Here is an 18,890-nt window from a genome sequence, read left to right on the forward strand (position 1 = left end):
CAGGGAGGGGCTTCTGGTGCTGGCCCGCGCGTCAGCCCTTTAACGACAGCTCAGTATCCTGCAGCGCCAGCCGCACCAGCTCGGTCATCGCCGCACGTGCACCCTCGACATCGCCATTGGCGATCGCTTCGTAGATCCGCTGGTGATCGGGTAGCGGGTCGCGCGGCAGCTTGCGCTTGCGCTGCTTGAAGATCGTCGTCCAGCTCACCGCCGCCGCGATCGAACTCGACAGCGCCACCAGCGGCGCATTGCGCGTCGCCTCGAGCACGACATGATGGAACGACTGGTCTGCCGCCCGCCCTTCCTCGGTGGCGAGGCCGAAGCGCGCCATCTCGCCGAGCGCATGCCCCATGTGTGCGAGTTGCGCGCCGGTCCGCCGCTCGGCAGCGAGCGCGGCGGCGGCGGGCTCGACGATCAGCCTCAGTTCGAACAGGTCACGGATGAAGGCTTCGCTCGGCTCGGCCTCGAACGCCCAGGCGAGCACCTGCGGATCGAGCAGGTTCCAGCGGCTGCGCTCGGACACCCTGGTGCCGGTCTTGGGCCGGCTCTCCACCAGCCCCTTGGCGGCGAGGATGCGGATCGCCTCGCGATAGGCGCTGCGCGACACCTTGAGCTGCTCGCTGAACTCGATCTCGCCCGACAGCGTCTCGCCCGGCAGATAGCGACCGGTAATGATCGCGACGCCGAGATCATGGGCGATCGAGCCATGGATCCGCTTGGCGCCTTGCGGCCCCATCGGCAGCATGATGCGTTCCGGCGTATCCGCTCGCGCCACCCATTCTCTCCCGCTAGCCGGGCATCATGCGGAAACATCCGCGATGACGCCAGACGTCAAACCCCTCGCCCGACGGTTTCGCTTGATCGCCGTGGCGCACCTTCGTACGACTATTGTCTGACAAGTCAAAGCAGGCAGCGAACGCCTGCGGGCAATAGGGAGGACGCGCATGTCACCGATCATCGGGGCACCACGATTACGGCATCTCGCTTCGGCCATCTCGCTGAGCGTGCTCGCGCTGTGCGGCACCGCCAGCGCCCAGGTCGCGCCGAGCGACGCCACCATCACGGTTCATGCCGACCAGCCCGGCGCGCATATCAATCGCGAGGTGTTCACCCAGTTCGCCGAGCATCTCGGCCATGGCATCTACGAGGGCATCTGGGTCGGCCCGGGCTCGAGCATTCCCAATACCAAGGGCTATCGCACCGACGTGATCGACGCGCTGCGCGCGATCAAGGTGCCGGTGGTGCGCTGGCCGGGCGGCTGCTTCGCCGACGAATATCACTGGCGCGACGGGATCGGCGCGCGGGGCAAGCGTCCGGTCAAGGTCAACACCCATTGGGGCGGCGTCACCGAGCCCAACAGCTTTGGCACCCATGAATATATGGACTTCGTCGACCTGATCGGCGCCAAGCCGTATGTGTCGGGCAACGTCGGCGATGCGCCGCCGCGCGAGATGGCCGAGTGGATCGAATATATGACCTCGCCGACCGGCTCGAGCCTTGCCAAGGAGCGCGCGGCGAACGGCCATCCCGCGCCGTGGGCGCTGCCCTATTTCGGTATCGGCAACGAATTGTGGGGCTGCGGCGGCAACATGCGCCCCGAATTCGCCGCCGACGAGACGCGACGCTACGCGACCTTCGTCAAGGCGCCCGCCAATACCAAGATCATGAAATTCGCCAGCGGCGCCAATGTCGACGACTACAATTGGACCGACACGATGATGCGCATTGCCGGCGACCGAATCGACGGGCTGACGCTGCATTATTACACCTTCCCGGGCAGCTGGGAGCATAAGGGATCGGCGACCGACTTCGACGAGGCGGGCTGGGCGAGCACGCTCAAGAACACGCTGAAGATGGAGGATCTCGTCACCCGTCACGCCGCGATCATGGACAAATACGATCCGGGCAAGCGGGTGTGGCTGGTGGTGGACGAATGGGGCACCTGGTATGATCCGACGCCCGGCACCAACCCAGGCTTCCTGCGCCAGCAGAACACGCTGCGCGACGCGCTGGTGGCGGCGATCAACCTCAACATCTTCGCCCATCACGCCGACCGGGTGAAGATGACCGCGATCGCGCAGATGGTGAACGTGCTCCAGGCGATGATCCTCACCGATGGCAAGCGGATGGTGAAGACGCCGACCTACCATGTGTTCGACATGTATCTGCCGTGGCAGGATGCGACCTCGATCCCGATCGACATCAAATCGCCCTGGTACAACAAGGACGAGTGGACGATGCCGTCGGTCAGCGCCTCTGCGGTGCGCGATGTCGCGGGGCAGGTCCATGTCGGCCTTGCCAACCTCGATCCCAACAAGCCGGTCACGGTGTCGGCGCGGCTCAACGGCGTGACGGCGACGAGCGTCGGCGGCCGGGTGCTCACCGCGGCGGCGATGAACGCGCTTAACGACTTTGATCACCCCAATGCCCTGGTGCCGCAGCCATTCACCGGCGCCAGCCTGGCGGGTGGCACGCTCAACGTCACCCTGCCGCCGAAGTCGGTGGTGGTGCTCGACCTGAAGTAACCGACCAAGGGGAAGGGCACGCCGCCCTTCCCCTCTTGGTCATGCCGATGGTGCCGGCTTCGATGGCCCAACCATTCCACCTGGCACAGCGTCAGCTGATGGATCCTGAAACAGGTTCAGGATGACGGTGACCCCTTGCAACAATCCGCATTGCGTCCCGGCGCCGCCCAGCGCACCTATCGCTCACCACGACCGGAAGGATCCGCATGCCTCGCCTCGCTCCGCTCTCCTGCCTCACCGCACTGGCGGCCGTGCTCGCCGCCACCGCCGCCGCCGCGCAGCAGCCGAGCTTCAGCACCCAGCGGGTGAGCCAGGATGTCCAGACTCTCGCCAGCGACGCGTTCGAGGGCCGCGGCCCGGCAACCGCGGGCGAGACCAAGACGGTCGCCTATATCACCGCGCAGATGAAGGCCGCGGGGCTGCAGCCGGGGGGCACGCTCAAGGATGGCAAGCGCGGCTGGACGCAGGACGTGCCGCTGCTCAAGGCCGACATCACCGGCCCCACCGATCTGTCGCTGACGATCGGCAACACGGCGCGTGCGCTCACCCAGGGCAATGAGATCGCGGTGCGTGCCGCGCTCACCGGCCAGACCAAGGTGGCGATCGATCATGCGCCGCTGGTGTTCGTCGGCTATGGCGTGAAGGCGCCGGAGCGCCAGTGGGACGATTTCAAGGGTGTCGACCTCAAGGGCAAGATCATGGTCGTGCTCGTCAACGATCCCGATTTCGAGGGTGGCGAAGGCGATTTCGGCGGCAAGGCGATGACCTATTACGGTCGCTGGACCTACAAATATGAGGAAGCCGCACGCCAGGGCGCGCTCGGCGTGCTCGTCGTCCACGAATATGAGCCGGCCTCCTATGGCTGGCCGACGGTCAAGAATTCCAACACCAACACGATGTTCGACATCGTCCGCAGCCGACCGACCGACTCGCACGCGCAATTGGAAGGCTGGATCCAGCGTGACCTCGCGGTCGATCTGTTCAAGGCAGCCGGCAGCGACTTTGCGGCGGCCAAGCAGGCCGCGCGCCGCCGCGACTTCAAGCCGATGACGCTCAACGCCAGCCTCAGCGCACATTATGCGGTGGCAGCCTCGACCATCGTCTCAAAGAACGTGCTCGGCCGGCTATCCGGCAAGACGCACCCGGACGAAACGGTGATCTACTCGGCGCACTGGGACCATCTCGGCGTCGGCCAGCCCGATGCCAAGGGCGACCGGATCTACAATGGCGCGCGCGACAATGCCTCGGGGATCGCGATGCTGATCGAGCTCGGCCGCGCCTATGCCAAGGCGCCGCGCACCGATCGCTCGACGGTGTTCCTCGCCGTCACCGCCGAGGAGAAGGGCCTGCTCGGCTCCGAATATTACGCCAACAACCCGGTCTATCCGCTCGCCACCACGGCGGGCGTGATCAACATGGATTCGACGATCGGCCCCGCCGCGGCGCATGATTTCACCATCTCGGGCACCGCGAAACTGGGGCTGCTCGACATGCTGATCGCCGACGGCCGCAAGCTCGGCCGCCGCTACACCCCCGATCCCCGCACCGAGGCCGGTGGCTTCTACCGCTCCGATCATTTCTCCTTCGCCAAGCAGGGCGTGCCCGCCTTCTCCTACGGTGCCGGTCGCGACCTGATCGACGGCGGGGTCGCACGCGGCCAGGCACTGTCTGCCGCCTATACGCGCGATCGCTATCACCAGCCCGCCGACGAATGGAGCGCCGACTGGGACATGACCAGCGTCGTGCCCGATCTAACCCTGCTCTACGCCGTCGGTCACGACCTCGCCGACAGCCGCAGCTGGCCCGAGTGGAGCGCGGATTCCGAGTTCAAGGCCAAGCGCGACGCCAGTGCCGCACAGCGCTGAGGCGCCGCCGCGTCTCACCCGCGTTCGTGCCGAGCCCGTCGAAGCAGCATCAGACCCATGCCCTTCGACAGGCTCAGGGCGAACGGGAGGGATAGGTTGAACCGCCCCTTTCCGCTTAACCCAGCAGCGCCTTGGTCCGCCGCTCCACCACCTCTTCCATCACCGTCAGCGGCATCGCGCCGTCCTTCAGCACCTCGTGGAACCACTTGAGGTCGAACCGGCTGCCGAGCGCCGCCTGCGCCTTGGCGCGGGCACGGGTCCAGGCCATGTGGCCGACCTTGTACGAACACGCCTGGCCGGGCTGGGTGCAGTAACGCTCCACCTCGCGCTGCGAACGCGCCTGCGCGAAACCGGTGGTGTCGACCAGATATTGGGTCGCTTTCTCGCGGCTCCACTGCTTGGTGTGGATGCCGGTATCGATCACCAGCCGCGCGGCGCGGAACAGGAACGACTGGAGATAGCCTGCCCGCTCGAGCGGCGACAGATAGGCGCCGAGCTCATCGGCGAGCTGCTCGGCATAAAGCGCCCAACCCTCGGTATAGGCGCCGAAGAAGCCGACCTTGCGCAGCGTCGGGATGTCGCGCGAGCCCTGCGCGATGCTGATCTGGAGGTGATGCCCCGGCACGCCCTCGTGATGGGTCAGCGACGGCAGGCTGTACTTGGGCCAGTCGCCGACGTCCTTGAGGTTGATGAAATAGATCGCCGGGCGCGAGCCATCGAGCGCGGCACGCTTGTAATAGCCGTTGGAGGCGCCGTCCTGGATCTCCACCGGCACCGCGCGGATCTCTAGCGGCGCGCTCGGCACGTTCGCGAACGCCTCGGGCAGCTTGGCATACATCCGCTTGATGCCGTCGTTGAGCGAGGCGATCAGCGCCACGCGCCCGGCGGCGGTATCGGGGAACAGCTGGTTGGGGCTCTTGTTGAGCACGGTCAGCCGCTCGCCGACGGTGCCTTGCGTCATCCCCTGGCTGCGCAGGATGGTGTCGAGCTCGGCGGTGATCGAGGCGACCTGGGCCAGCCCCATCCGGTGCACCTCGTCGGGTGTGTAGGTGGTGGTGGTCGCCTGGGCGAGCGCGGCAGCGTAGATCGCCTCGCCCTGCGGCAGCCGCCACACGCCGGCGCCGGGCTTGGTCTTGCCACGCAGCTCCTTCACCAGCGCGATCTGCCGGTCGAGCGCCGGATAGACGCGTGTCTCGACGATCTGCGCGGCCGGCGTGGCCCAGTCGCCGGCGACGCCCTTGGCGGCGGCGCGGGTCACCAGCGAACGCACGAGGTTGCTCTGGGCGGCCGGCGTTGCGCGCAGCCGCTGCATCTGGCCAAGGGTAAGATCGATCGCGAAATCGGGCGCGATGATCCCGCGCATCGCCTGGTCGCGCTGCACGACCGTATCCTGATCGAGCACCGTGGCAAACGCGCCGAGCCGCGCCAGATAGGCGTCCGCGTCCGCCTTGGTGGCGATGACATGGGCGTCGTTGAGGAAGTCGGGCACGCTGTAATAGGCGCCGCCCTGCTGGAAGATGCGATAGGGGCGGATCACCGAATCGAGGCCGAACCGCTCGGGCGCGATCGTCTGCTGGCGCAGCGAATAGAGCACGATCTCGCGATTGAGCGCCGCCGACGCGGTCAGCCCCGCGGCGGGAAAGCGCTCCAGCTCGCCGAGCCAGCGCTTGGCGGCGGCGAGATCCTCCTGGCGGTTCTTGGCAGAGGCATCGCTGAGCTTGCTCTTCGCCGCGGCGCGCGGCCCCTTGTCGAAGCCAAGCGAGGTGGCGAATTCGGGCGAGCGATCGATGCTGTCGTTGAATATCCGGTCGAACAGGGCATTGAGCCGGCCATCGGGACTCGACGCGAGCGCCTGCGCCGCGCCCGGCGCCGCCCGCAGCCCTGCCAAAACCGCCGCCGCGGTCGCCGAACCGATGAAGTTGCGCCGATCCATATCATGCCCCCCGTGATGCCGATCGCGCACAGTCTGCCGCGAGGACGGGCGAAATGCCAGGCAAGAACTCAGCCCAGCTCGTCCAGCAGCTGCAGCCGATCGCTCCGCCCCCCGCGACACTGCGGAAGCGCCCGGTGCTTGCCGGCTGATAACGCGTGGCGACAATCGTCAGCGCGGTGCGGCCATGGGCCAGACGACGTCCGCTGCGACAAGTTGCGACAATATTTGATGGTCCTGTCAGGCAACCTTGCCGGCGGGGCATGGTTGTTGGGCGCGTCCCCTTCAACGAAGACAGGAAACGATCATGACCCGTTCAACGACCATCGGCTCGCTCTGCGCAGCACTCGCGGCCACCATGCTGGTGTCGGCTCCGGTCGCAGCCCGTCCTCACCATGGCCAGCGCCAAGTCTGCAAGGTCGAGAACCATCACGGCAAGCACATCCGCACCTGCCGCTGGGTGCGCCGCTAAGCCGATGACGGCCCCGGGCGAGTAACAGTCCGGGGCCGATTATCCGGCCTCAATGGGTCGCTGCGTCATGGACGCCGATCCCCGTTTCCGAGCGCAGCCGCTGCGCCGGGTATCCCGCCCTGTCGATCGCCGCGCGCGGCGAGGTGTCGAGCACCGAGATCAGCCAGATCGCCAGGAAGCCCGCGGGCACCGAGAACAACGCCGGTGAACTGTACGGAAAGATCGCGGCATCAAACTTGAACACCGCCACCCAGATCACCGGTGACAACACCGTGAGCACGAACGCTGCGAGCAGGCCGATCGCGCCGCCCCAGGCCGCCCCCCGCGTCGTGCAGCCCTTCCACAGCAGCGACATCACCAGCACCGGGAAATTGCCCGACGCCGCCAGCGCGAAGGCGAGGCTGACCATGAAGGCGACATTCTGCTTCTGGAAGACGATGCCGAGCATGATCGCGGCGATGCCGAGCAGCACCGTGGTGATCCGCGAGACGCGCAATTCCTTGGCCGGATCGGCCGCTCCCTGGCGGATCACGCTCGCATAGATGTCGTGGCTGATCGCCGAGGCGGCGGACAGCGTCAGCCCGGCGACAACGGCAAGGATCGTCGCGAACGCGACCGCCGAGATGAAGCCGAGGAACAGATTGCCGCCGATCGCATGGGCCAGGTGCATCACCGCCATGTTGTTGCCACCGCGCAGCGCGCCGGCGGCATCGACATAGGCCGGGTTGAACGAGATCAGCACGATCGCGCCAAAGCCGAGGATGAAGGTCAGCGCGTAGAAATAGCCGATCCACACCGTGGCCCACAGGATCGACTTGCGCGCCTCGCGGGCGTCGGGGACGGTGAAGAAGCGCATCAGGATGTGCGGCAGCCCGGCCGTCCCCAGCATCAGCGCGAAACCAAACGACAGCGCCGAGACGGGATCCTTGATGAACCCGCCCGGTCCCATGATCGCGCGGCCCTTGGTGGCGGCGTCGGCGGGCGACAGGCCGCTCTCCAGCGCCAGCCGGGTCTTGATCGCCACCGCACGGGCGAACAGCGCCTCGAACGAGAAGCCGACATGCGCCATCACCCCGATCACCAGGAAGGTCGCACCGCACAGCAGCATCACCGCCTTGATGATCTGCACCCAGGAGGTCGCGCGCATGCCGCCGAACAGGACGTAGACCATCATCAGCCCACCGACGACGGTGATCGCGTACAGATAGGGGAGACCGAACAGCAGCTGGATCAGCTGGCCCGCCCCCACCATCTGCGCGATCAGGTAGAAGGACACCACCAGCAGCGTGCTGACCGCGGCGAAGCTGCGGACCGGCCCCTGCAGGAAGCGGTAGGAGGCGACGTCGGCGAAGGTGAAGCGGCCGAGGTTGCGGAGCTTCTCGGCGACCAAAAACAGCACGATCGGCCAGCCGACGAGGAAGCCGATCGCGTAGATCAGCCCGTCATAGCCGTCATTGAAGATTTGCGAGGTGATGCCGAGGAACGACGCCGCCGAGCAATAGTCGCCCGCCATCGCCAGCCCGTTCTGGAACCCGGTGATGCCGCCGCCGGTATAGAAATCGGACACGGTGCGCGTCCGCCGCGCCGCCGCGGCGGTGATCCACAAGGTGATCGCGACGAAACCGGTGAACATCGCGATCGCGGTCCAGTTGGTCGGCTGGCGCTGGACCGCGCCGGCGATCGCGGCCTCGGCCCCGGTCGCCCAGCCGAGCAGCACCAGCAGCCCGGCGCTGCGGATCAGGCTGCGCGTCACGAGTCGAGGCTCCCGAGCAGCTCGGCGAGCCGGGCGTCGTAGCTGCCGTTGGCGCGCCACACATAGACCGCGCAGATCGCGACCGTGCCGGCGAGCATCGCCGCGCCCAGCATCACCGCGAGGCTGATCGTGCCGCCGCCGATCGGCCGCGCCATCAGCGGCTTGTCGAACGCGATCAGCGAGATGAAGCTGCTGTAGACGATCACGGTGATCGCGGTCAGCGTCCAGGAAAACCGCTGCCGATCTCGCACCAGCGCGACATAGCGGGGGTCGGCGGCGATGCGTGCGTCGAGCGCACCATCGCGATGGGGAGGCATCGGCATGCGCCATCATCGGCGAGCCGGTCGCCAATGGCAATCGATGGTGCGGCGGCCGTAACGAAGCGATGCCCGCTAGTGCAGCGCCCGGCCGACGAGGCTATGCCCCCATGCGAACGCCGCGGGGCGCCTCCCCGCCAGGACCCGCGTCTATGACCAGCCTCGACCCCGCCACGGTGCAATTCGGCCTCGATACGTTCGGCGACATCACCGGCGACGAGGCCGGCACGCCGCTGCCCGCGGATCAGGTCATCCGCAACGTCGTCGACGAAGCGGTGCTGGCGGACCGGCTGGGAGTCGATTTCTTCGGCATCGGCGAACATCATCGCGCCGATTTCGCGGTCTCCTCACCCGAGATGGTGCTGGCGGCGATCGCGAGCCGGACCAGCCGGCTGCAGCTCGGCTCAGCGGTGACGGTGCTGAGTTCCGACGACCCGATCCGCGTCTACCAGCGTTTCGCGACGCTCGACGCCGTGTCCGGCGGTCGCGCCGAAGTGATCGTCGGCCGCGGTTCGTTCACCGAATCCTTCCCGCTGTTCGGCCTGCCGCTCGAGCAGTATGAGCGATTGTTCGACGAGAAGCTCGACCTGTTCGCCAAGCTGCTCGCCGGCGGCCCGGTCAGCTGGACCGGCAGCATCCGTCCGTCGCTGACCGCGCAGCAGGTATATCCGGCGACCAGCCAGCCGCTCAAAGCCTGGGTGGGCGTCGGCGGCACCCCGCAATCGATCGTCCGCGCCGCGCATTACGGCCTGCCGGTGATGCTGGCGATCATCGGCGGCGACCCGCGCCGGTTCCGCCCGCTGGTCGATCTGTTCGGCCAGGCGCTGGCGAAGTTCGGCAAGCCCGCGCAGCCGATCGGCATCCACTCGCCGGGTCACGTCGCCGCGACCGATGCACTGGCCGCGGACGAGTTCTGGCCGGCCTATCGCGCCATGCACGACGGCATCGGCCGCGAACGCGGCTGGCCGCCGATGCAACGCGCCGATTTCGATCGCGAGATCCGCGAGGGGTCGCTCTACGTCGGTGCGCCGGACACGGTGGCGCGCAAGATCGCCGGCGCTGTTCAGGCGCTCGGCGCCGCACGCTTCCAGCTTAAGTACAGCGCCGGATTGATGCCGCACGCGCTGGCGCTGTCGACCATCGAGCTGTTCGGCCGCGAGGTGATTCCCGCGGTGCGCGACCTGCTGGCGTCCGATGCGCGCGCGTCAGGCTAGACGAAGCGCGGGATCGGGCCCGGGTGCGGCGTCTGATCGGGAAGATCGACCTCGATTGCGTCGACATAGCACCAGCCCCAGCCTTCGGGCGGATCATAGCCTTCGATGATCGGGTGGTCGGAGGCGTGGAAATGCGCGGTCGCATGCTTGTTGGGCGAATCGTCGCAGCAGCCGACATGGCCGCAGATCCGGCAGAGGCGCAGGTGCACCCACCAGCTGCCGGTCTTCAGGCATTCCTCGCATCCCGCCGCGCTTGGCGTCACGTCGTGGATCACGGCCATGTGCGAACATCCGGTCATTGGCTTCTCCGTGGCAAGCGTTGCGTCGGCCGTGTCTTGCGACAACATCGGTCCGCGGCACCATAGCATCAATACCGCGTCGCTACGCGTATCCTGCCTATGGTTGCGCTACCGCGGTGCGCCGCCTAGCATCGCGCCATAATCGACAGTTGCGGCAACGGCGAAAACGACCATGCCAGAGACGATCCTCGACTGTTCCACAGCACGGTTGTTGCCTCGATTTCCCAACGATTAGCGTCGATTAGAACAGCTTAGACAATCAGCGGCCTATTACTTCCACGTTCACTGACCGGAGAAAGCACCATGAGCAGCGGCTTCGTAACCACCAAGGACGGTGTCGAGATCTTCTACAAGGATTGGGCCCCCAAGGATGCGCAGCCGATCCATTTTCATCACGGCTGGCCGCTGTCGTCGGACGATTGGGACACGCAGATGCTGTTCTTTCTCGCCAACGGCTATCGCGTCGTCGCCCATGATCGCCGCGGCCATGGCCGCTCGAGCCAGGCGGACACCGGCAACGACATGGATCATTATGCCGCCGATGCCTCGGCAGTGGTCGAGCATCTCGATCTGCGCAACGCGGTCCATATCGGCCATTCCACCGGCGGCGGCGAGGTCGCGCGTTATGTCGCCCGTCATGGCGAGCCGCAGGGCCGCGTCGCCAAGGCGGCGCTGGTCAGCGCGGTGCCGCCGCTAATGGTGAAGACCGACGCCAATCCGGGCGGCCTGCCGATCTCGGTGTTCGATGGCCTGCGCGACGCGCTCGCCGCCAATCGCGCGCAATTCTATATCGATCTCGCCGCCGGCCCGTTCTACGGCTTCAACCGGCCAGGCGCCAAGGTGTCGCAGGGCGTGATCGACAATTGGTGGCGCCAGGGCATGGCCGGCGGCGCGCTTGCCCATTACGATGGCATCAAGGCGTTCTCGGAAACCGATCAGACCGAGGACCTCAAGGCGATCTCCGTGCCGACGCTGATCGCCCAGGGCGACGACGACCAGATCGTGCCTTACCAGAATGCCGCGATGCTTCAGATCAAGCTCGTCCAGAACGGCACGCTCAAGATCTACGAAGGCTTCCCCCACGGCATGCTCACCACCCATGCCGAGATCCTCAATCCCGACCTGCTCGCCTTCGTGAAGGGCTGAGCCGACCGCTCGACCAGCCGCCGTTCGCGCGCGTGACCGCCATGGTCATTGCCGGCGAACGGCCGCCCCGAGCTGCACCAGCACCGCGGCGGTGGCGAACCCACCGCCGAGGATCGACACCCCGCCCCAGCCGGCATGGGTCCAGGCCGCGGTGGCGGACGCCGAGCCGGTCGCGCCGCCGAGGAACATCGCCCCCATGAAGATGGTGTTGAGCCGCGCCCGCGCCTCGGGACGGAGCGCGTAGACGATGTGCTGGTTCGACACCAAGGCACTCTGCACCCCGAAATCGAGCAGGATCACGCCGACGATCAGCCCGGCGATCGACGCCCACAGCCCGAACGCCACCCATCCCGCCAGTGTCAGCGCCGCGCCGAGCAGGATCACCCGCCGCGGCCCATGACGGTCCGCGATCCGGCCGGCGATCGGTGCCGCGAGGGCGCCAACCGCCCCGACGATGCCGAACAGCCCGGCGACGTCGGCGCCGAGGCCGAAGGGTGGTTGCTGCAGGCGCAGCGCGAGGATCGTCCAGAATGCACTGAACCCGGCAAACAGCAGCGCCTGGGTGACCACCGCCAGGCGCAAGGCGGGAAAGGTGCGCCACAATCCGGCCAGTGACGCGATCAGCGCCCGATAGCTGAGGTCCGCCTGCGGCATGCTGCGTGGCAGCCGCGCGGCCATCAGCGCCGCGGTGCCGAGCGCCATCGGCACGCCCAGCCAGAACATCGCCCGCCACCCGGCGTGCGTCGCGACCAGGCCGGCCAGGGTACGACTGAGCAGGATGCCGCACAGCAGCCCCGACATCACGATGCCGACGGTCGCGCCGCGCCGCGCCGGCGTGGCGAGATGCGCGGCGAACGGCACGATCTGCTGGGCAACGGTGGCGAGCACACCGACGAGCAGCGAGGCGGCGATCACCATCGCGGCGCGCGGCGCCAGCGCGGCGAGCGCCAGCGCCACGGCGAGGCCGAGGAACTGCACCACGATCAGCCTGCGGCGTTCGACCAGATCGCCGAGCGGCACGAGCAGGAACAGCCCCGTCGCATAGCCGAGCTGGGTCGCGGTCGGCACCAGGCTGGTCGCCGCGCCCGGCAGGTCGCGCTCCATCACCCCGAGCATCGGCTGATTGTAATAGATGTTGGCCACCGCCACCCCCGCGGCGACGGCCAGGGCGAGGGTCAGCCCGCGCCCCAGTGTGGGTTCGCCGTCCGCCGCCGCCTCGGAATGATCAGCCATGGTCGTCATGCGATCGCCATGCACATCGGTGGCGCCCGGCACAACGCCTGCGATGCGCCGCTGCGCCGGCTACAGGTTGAGCTTGAGCGCGACCGAGAAGCCGGTGGCGACATAATCCTCCAGCTTCTGCGCCCGCACCTCGGCCGACACGCCATAGAAGTCGTTGCCGACCACAAAGCGCGCCGCGGCGAGCGGGCCGTAGCGCAGCGCATCCGGCTGCAGCGTGAAGGTGGAGCCGCCGGCGTAGGAGGCGGTGGTATCACCGATCGACCCGTTGAGCCGGCTGCGATCGCCCACTTCCAGCTCGACCCGGCTGCCGGTCTCGCCGCGGCCGAGCTGATAGCCGGTGACCAAGGAATAGGTGCCGGCCAGCGAATCGCTGGTGCGCTCGGCAAGCAGCAGGTCAAAGGCGTCGCCGCCGCCGGTTTCCTGATGCGCATCCTCGCGCAGGCGGAAATAATCAAATTGCACGGTCGGACGGACATAGGCCCTGCCCACCGCGAGCTGGTAGCTCGCGCCGCCGTCGAGCGCGATGGTGTGCCCGGTCCAGTCCGCGGCGGACTGGGCGACGATGTCCGAAGCGTCGACCGGGTCGGTGAGGTAACGCTTGCTGGTATAAGAGACCTGGCCGATCGCGGCGCGGCCGGACAGATGAAGCCCGCCCCAGCTACCACGCCAATAGCCGCTGATCTCGGAGAGATAGCCGATCACCTGGTTGGCGTTGTCGCCATTGTCGACGCTGTTGTACGACCAGTCATAGCCGATGCCGGCGGTGCCGAACTTGCCAAGCTTATATTCGGCACCGAATGCCAGGCCCCAGCTCGTCAGGTCATAGCTCTCGGTGTCGCCCTGGTTCTTGCTCGCGCGATTGCCGAGCTGGCCGACCCACAGCGACAGGCCGCCGCTGGTGCTGCGCGGCGCCGAATCATTGGCCATGAACGCCGCCGCACCACGCGAGATGTCGGCCGCCGCGAGGAAGGTACCCCCGGCATGTTCGGGCAGCATCTCGCCATAGATGTGCGCGAAACTGGCGGCGTCGGTGGCGGCGATGAAGGCGGCGGTGACCGCGCTGTCGGCAGGAATGGCCGCATAGATGGCGCTATAGGCGGCGGTCCCCGAGCGGTTGAGCCCGAGCTCGGCCGCGGTTTTGGCGCCGATCGTCACGCCGACCGTCCCGGCGGTCGCATCGGTGGTGAGGGCCGCCTGGTACAGATAGGGCAGATCGGCCGTGGTCAGGGTGAGGTTGCTCGCGCCGGTCAGCGAGCCTGCCTGGACGATCGTGTAGCTTTGCGGCTGGGTGACCAGCGAGGCGATGGTCAGCGCGACGCTCGCGCCGCTGGTGAAATCGGCGGTGCCGCTGACGGTGTAGAGCGTGCCGCTCGCGGTCGCCGGATCGAGGTGGACGCCGAGCACGCCGGTGCTGCCGACCGACAGGCTGGACAGCGCGACTGCGCCGGTGGTGGTCGGCACGAAGCTGCCGCCGGCGATGGTGAGCGCGACCGGATTACCGTTCTGCACCAGCGTGCCGGTGAATGAGGCGGTATCCGCCAGCGTGATGCTGCTGCCGGCGCCGAGCGTGACGTCGCCGGTCAGCGCCGCGCTGCCCGACAGCGCGAGCGTGCCGACGCCGCTGCCGAAATCGACATTGCCGACGAGTTGCGCGCTCGCGAGCGACACGGTGTCGTTGCCCGCGCCGAGCGACACCGCGCCGCTCAGCGACCCGGAGGTGAGCGTCAGGCTGTCGTTGCCCGATCCGGTGATGACCTGCCCGACGATGGTGGGGAGCACCGCGCCGCTGACGGTACTGGCGCTCTGGGCGATGGTGACGCCGCTGGTATTGGCCGACAGATCGATCGCGGTGAGCTGGCTCGCAGCATAGGTGCCGGTCAGCGACGCGGCGATGGTGCCGGTGTTGGTGATGCTGGCGAGCGTGCCCGACAGATCCTGGATTGCGACCGACGTGCCCGCGCTGCCGCTGTTATAGGCGGCGATGGTGCCCGCATTGACCAGCGACGGCAGCGACGCCCCGGCATCGATCACCAAGGTGCGCGAGGCAAAGGTGCCGACGCCGCCGGTCGTGCTCAGCGTGCCGCTGACGTTCAGCGTCGGCACGGTGGTGCCGCTCGCAAGCTCGAGCCCGAGTGCATTGGCCTGGTTGGCGACCGCGCTCACCGTGCCCGCGATGCTGATCCCGCCGGCAATGGCAACCGTGCCACCCTCGCCGCCGATGCGGATCGCCTGGGCATCGACGCCGGCGTTGACGCCCGAGCCGGTAACCGCGCCGGCGATCGACAGGCCGTAGGTGGTATCCGCGACCACGCCGATCGTGGTGGCGCTCGCCGCGCCGATCTGCACCGCCGGCGCACTGCCGTAGCTGATCACCGATCCTGCGCTGTCGATGCTGATCCCGCCGCCGACGCTGCCCGCGACCGCGAGACCCGAGCCGCCGATCAGCAGGTCGTCGGCATCGGGATAGGTGTAGAGCGCGCCGCTGTCGCGAAAGCCGGTGGCGGTGATGCTGCTGCTGACGGTGAGCGCCCCGCCGATGTCGCCGTCGATGGCGACACCCACCGCATTCGCGCCCTGCGCCGAGGCAGCGCCGGAAATGGTGACATCGCCGCCAACCGCGCCGGTGTGGATCGCATCGCTGTTGCTGCCGATGACGCTCACCGCGCCGCTGCTGACCAGCGAGCCGGTCAGCGGCGCGTCGATCGCGATGCCCGCGGAATTGTTGCCGACCACGGTGATCGTGCCGCTGTTGGTGACGGTGCCGGTAAAGGCAGCACCGCCGGTGCCGGTACCGACGACATGGATGCCGTAGCGGTCGCTGCCGTTGGCGAGCGGCGTGTCATTGTCACCGTCGCCATCGGTGTCGCTGGCGGTGCTGGTCTCGCTATCGGTGATGGTGCCGGCGTTGGTGATCGACCCGGCAAGCCCGCCGCTCGCGACGATCCCGGCGCTGTCGTTGACGCCGGTGAAGCTGATGGTCCCGTTGTTGGTCACCGTATTGTTGCTGTTGACCGTGACCGCGGCGCCGGCGGCGGGGGACACCGTCACGCCCGAGTTGATCGTGACGTCGCTGCCGCCCGTGGCGAGATTGCTGCTGGTATTGGACGACACCGTCTGCGCGGCAGACGGGACGGCGGCGACCAGCGCCATGGGCGAGACGCCCAGCAGAAGGATTTTGTGCATCGTGACCCCAGCGAGAAGCGCGCCATGGGCGCGTCTCCGCGGGGCTAGCCAACCTGCGTCTCACCGGTGTTGCTCGACATTTCAGTCGATGGCGCGCCGGCGCTCGACGCACAAAACAAGACCGCAGCCCCCGTTGCCGGGGGCTGCGGCCAGTACACTTACAGGATCAGATTCAGAACTGAACGTTCAGCGTCGCCGAGACGGTGCGCGGCGGGCTGATGAAGACAAACGGGTCGTTGGTGTTGGCGACGCCGCTGCCGGCGTGGTTGATGTACAGCACGTCGAACAGGTTGGTGACGTTGAGCTGGAGATAGGTCTTGTCGTTGAGACCGGTCCAGCCGAGGTTCATCCGCGCGTCGAGGTTGACCACCGTATAACCCTTGGTGACCTTGCCGTAATCGACGCCGTTGTAGACGAGGTTGAGGTTCTGGTCGTTGAGGTAGCTCGGGCCGGTGCGCTTGAGCTCGGCACCGATGGTGACCGGGTCGACGTCGACCTGGGCACGACCGCCCGCGGTATAGGTCGGCGCGCCCGATTCACGCTTGCCCGCGGTCAGCGCGTAGATGGACTGGCCGGCGGTGGTGCAGGTGCCGATGCCGGCGTTGAGACCTGCGGTGACATTGGCGGCGGTGCACTCGCCGGTGACGACATCGTCGAGGATCTTCGACTTCAGATACGAACCGAAGGCATAGAGCGTCAGCGGACGGATCGGATGGTAGGTGACGCTGCCGTCGACGCCATATTTATGCACGGTGCCGAGGTTGCGGTAGACGGTGATGTCGTTGACCGGGTCATAGGACGACGCCAGCCGGTTGGTGAAGATCGTGTACCACGGGCCGACCTGCGCCTCGACCTTGCTGCTGTGATAACGGACACCAGCATCGAAGTTCTGCGTGATCTCCGGCTTGGTGTTCTGGACCCCGGGGGCGCTGTAGAAGGACGCGTAGAGGTTGTCCGTGCCCGGCACCTGAATGCCTTCCGAATAGCTCGCATACAGCGACATGCCGTTGTCGAACTTGTAGGTCAGGCCCGCGCTCGGCAGCACGCGATTGTACGCGAAGTTGCGGGTCTGCGGCAGCACGTAGGCCGGGTTCGCCGTCGCATAGGCGGCGAGATCGGTGGCATCGCCGTCGACGCAGCTGACGCCGCCGGTTGCCGAGGTGGTGAAGCAATAGTTGTTCAGCTCGCGGCGGAAGAACTTGCCCGATACACCGCCCGTCACCGTCAGACGGTTGTCGAAAAAGCGGCCACGATATTCGCCCGAGACTTCGTTGAGCGTCACGTACGACTTGCGGTTACGCTTCTCGACGATGTTGCCATCGGCATCGAGCAGCGGATCGTCGATCGGGAAATACTCGGTCGAGAAGCCGTTCTGCTGCAGCGAGGCCAGCTCCCCGGTCTGACGGTGACGGGCATGGTCATAGGTGTAGCTGAGGCGCAGCGACTGGGTGTCGGTCGGCGACCACAGCAACGAGCTGAGCACCAGCACGCGATTGGTCTGGGTGTGGCTCGGGGCGTAAAGCTTGACGCCGTTGCTGGAATATTTGGTGCAGGCGCCCGCGGCATTGAACGCGGTGCAGGTTGGCGTATCGAGCACGTCGCCGTCGCCGTTGAGATCCCGCCCGAAATAATAGCCTACGGCGCCATTTGCGCCCAAGACGTAGCCGGTCTGACCATTAACGCCCGTGCCTTCATACGCGTTCACCGCGCTCGAGCCGCCATTCGCCTTGGTGTACCAGTAGGTCGGGTCGACCGAGAGGATCAGATTGCTGCCGAGGTGGAAGCTGGAAGCGCCGCGTAGCGTGCCGGTGTTCGACGGGTTGTAGCTCGCGGTGTAATCGGTGCCGCAGGCGTTGGGCGTGTCGGCAACGCCGGCCTGCGGTGCGTCCACCTGGCAGGCAGCGATATGCTGGTCGCGTGCGGCCTTGGTGCGCGGCGCGGCATCGAGGTAGAAATCGGGCGTGTTGTTGTTGCGGTTGACGTTGTAATTGCCCGCGAGCGAGACGAAGTCGCCGCTGCTGCCGATCGGCTGGTAGATCTTGAAATTATAGGCGGTCTTGTCGATCTTGCCCTGGTTCGAATATTGGGCGTTGTACGTCTGGTTGCTCGCGGCGAACCAGGCCTTGGTGCCCCAGGGCGTGAACGTGCCGGTGTTGATCATGCCGAACACGCGCATCATGTCGAGATCGCCGATCGATCCTGCCATCCGCGCGCCGGGCTGGTCGGTGGGCGTCACCGTGACATAGTTGACCGTCGATCCGGAGGCCGACGCCGTCGGGCTGTCGAGATCGGTGGAGCCGAGCACGACCTCGACATGCTCGATCAGCTCGGGATCGACCTGCTGGTTCGAATAGATCGCGTAATTGCCGGTGTCGTTGAGCGGCACGCCATCGACGGTCAGCGCGATGCGGCTGGCGTCGAAGCCGCGGATGGTCAGCGTGCCACCGGACGAGCCGTAAGCATCGTTGTTGGTGAAGCTGACGCCCGGCAGGTTGTTGATCGACTCGAGCACCGACTGGCCGGCGACCTCATGGCTGAGGAAGGCGTTAGAGAGCGCGACCTTGGTCTTCGGGCTGTCCGGGATCGTCGCGCCAGAATCTTCGGCGGCGGTGGCGCCGGTCACGACGATGTCGTCCGACTTCTCGAACTCGCGGGTGCCCGTCGACTGCGCGAACGCAGCGGCTGGGATCATCAGCGCGGCATAGGCCACACCGAGCATCATGTGTTTCGGTCGCATCATTTTCCTCAAAGCCCCCCCCTGGGGCGCCGACTTGCCGCGAGATGCGGCAGGCCCCCTTTGCCAGCGATTGAGTAAGTTTTGTGACGGATCTGAGCGCTACGAACCCGTTGATTAACGGACTTTTGTTGCGTTGCACCCAAGCACCACTTTGTGACCGAGCTTTACGCAGATGCGTCCAATTGTTGGCGCGCGTTGCTGCGGCGC

General features: G+C 66.9%; 13 protein-coding genes. 5 read left to right on the forward strand and 8 right to left on the reverse strand.

Annotated features, from left to right (window positions below; genetic code table 11):
* Window positions 1-31: 31 nt before the first annotated feature.
* On the reverse strand, window positions 32-745 hold the full coding sequence (locus tag AC07M8_RS17585) for a FadR/GntR family transcriptional regulator (protein WP_267395419.1): 714 nt from the start codon (window positions 743-745) through the stop codon (window positions 32-34).
* Window positions 746-944: 199 nt separating this feature from the next.
* On the opposite strand from AC07M8_RS17585, the gene AC07M8_RS17590 reads away from it, so the two are divergent.
* Together AC07M8_RS17590 and AC07M8_RS17595 are read left to right on the forward strand one after the other, a co-directional pair.
* Window positions 945-2,525 carry an alpha-N-arabinofuranosidase gene (locus AC07M8_RS17590; protein WP_495175528.1) on the forward strand — a complete coding sequence of 527 codons (1,581 nt, stop codon included), beginning with the start codon at window positions 945-947 and terminating at the stop codon, window positions 2,523-2,525.
* 206 nt (window positions 2,526-2,731) lie between these two features.
* Window positions 2,732-4,390 (forward strand): M28 family peptidase, encoded by a 1,659-nt coding sequence (locus AC07M8_RS17595; RefSeq protein WP_495175529.1) that lies wholly within the window; start codon window positions 2,732-2,734, stop codon window positions 4,388-4,390.
* A gap of 115 nt (window positions 4,391-4,505) precedes the next feature.
* Here AC07M8_RS17595 and AC07M8_RS17600 read toward each other — a convergent pair whose 3' ends face one another.
* Window positions 4,506-6,323: a DUF885 domain-containing protein gene (locus AC07M8_RS17600; protein ID WP_495175530.1), complete on the reverse strand. Its 1,818-nt coding sequence runs from the start codon at window positions 6,321-6,323 to the stop codon at window positions 4,506-4,508.
* A gap of 304 nt (window positions 6,324-6,627) precedes the next feature.
* Between AC07M8_RS17600 and AC07M8_RS17605 the strand changes: the two genes are divergently transcribed.
* On the forward strand, window positions 6,628-6,792 hold the full coding sequence (locus AC07M8_RS17605; protein WP_495175531.1) for a hypothetical protein: 165 nt from the start codon (window positions 6,628-6,630) through the stop codon (window positions 6,790-6,792).
* Between the two features lie 49 nt (window positions 6,793-6,841).
* On the opposite strand, the gene AC07M8_RS17610 is transcribed toward AC07M8_RS17605, so the two are convergent.
* Complete coding sequence (locus AC07M8_RS17610; RefSeq protein ID WP_495175561.1) at window positions 6,842-8,533, reverse strand: cation acetate symporter; 1,692 nt, start codon at window positions 8,531-8,533, stop codon at window positions 6,842-6,844.
* A gap of 8 nt (window positions 8,534-8,541) precedes the next feature.
* Complete coding sequence (locus tag AC07M8_RS17615; RefSeq protein ID WP_495175532.1) at window positions 8,542-8,868, reverse strand: DUF485 domain-containing protein; 327 nt, start codon at window positions 8,866-8,868, stop codon at window positions 8,542-8,544.
* 146 nt (window positions 8,869-9,014) lie between these two features.
* On the opposite strand from AC07M8_RS17615, the gene AC07M8_RS17620 reads away from it, so the two are divergent.
* Window positions 9,015-10,076, forward strand: coding sequence for an LLM class flavin-dependent oxidoreductase (locus AC07M8_RS17620; RefSeq protein WP_495175533.1), 1,062 nt, complete (start codon window positions 9,015-9,017; stop codon window positions 10,074-10,076).
* Here the strand turns inward: AC07M8_RS17620 and AC07M8_RS17625 are convergent.
* Window positions 10,073-10,357 carry a UBP-type zinc finger domain-containing protein gene (locus AC07M8_RS17625; RefSeq protein ID WP_495175534.1) on the reverse strand — a complete coding sequence of 95 codons (285 nt, stop codon included), beginning with the start codon at window positions 10,355-10,357 and terminating at the stop codon, window positions 10,073-10,075. The genes AC07M8_RS17620 and AC07M8_RS17625 overlap by 4 nt on opposite strands.
* Window positions 10,358-10,678: 321 nt before the next feature.
* Here AC07M8_RS17625 and AC07M8_RS17630 point away from each other — a divergent pair, with 321 nt between their 5' ends.
* Window positions 10,679-11,521, forward strand: a complete 843-nt coding sequence (locus AC07M8_RS17630; RefSeq protein ID WP_495175535.1) for an alpha/beta fold hydrolase — start codon at window positions 10,679-10,681, stop codon at window positions 11,519-11,521.
* Between the two features lie 45 nt (window positions 11,522-11,566).
* Here the strand turns inward: AC07M8_RS17630 and AC07M8_RS17635 are convergent, their stop codons facing one another.
* The 3 genes from AC07M8_RS17635 to AC07M8_RS17645 form a co-directional block, all read right to left on the reverse strand.
* Window positions 11,567-12,763 carry an MFS transporter gene (locus AC07M8_RS17635; protein WP_495175536.1) on the reverse strand — a complete coding sequence of 399 codons (1,197 nt, stop codon included), beginning with the start codon at window positions 12,761-12,763 and terminating at the stop codon, window positions 11,567-11,569.
* Between the two features lie 60 nt (window positions 12,764-12,823).
* Window positions 12,824-15,946: an autotransporter outer membrane beta-barrel domain-containing protein gene (locus AC07M8_RS17640; protein WP_495175537.1), complete on the reverse strand. Its 3,123-nt coding sequence runs from the start codon at window positions 15,944-15,946 to the stop codon at window positions 12,824-12,826.
* A 172-nt stretch (window positions 15,947-16,118) separates the two neighbouring features.
* Complete coding sequence (locus AC07M8_RS17645; RefSeq protein ID WP_495175538.1) at window positions 16,119-18,668, reverse strand: TonB-dependent receptor; 2,550 nt, start codon at window positions 18,666-18,668, stop codon at window positions 16,119-16,121.
* Between the last annotated feature and the right edge of the window lie 222 nt (window positions 18,669-18,890).

The sequence above is a fragment of the Sphingomonas sp. GW821-FHT09E03 genome, assembly GCF_059416225.1.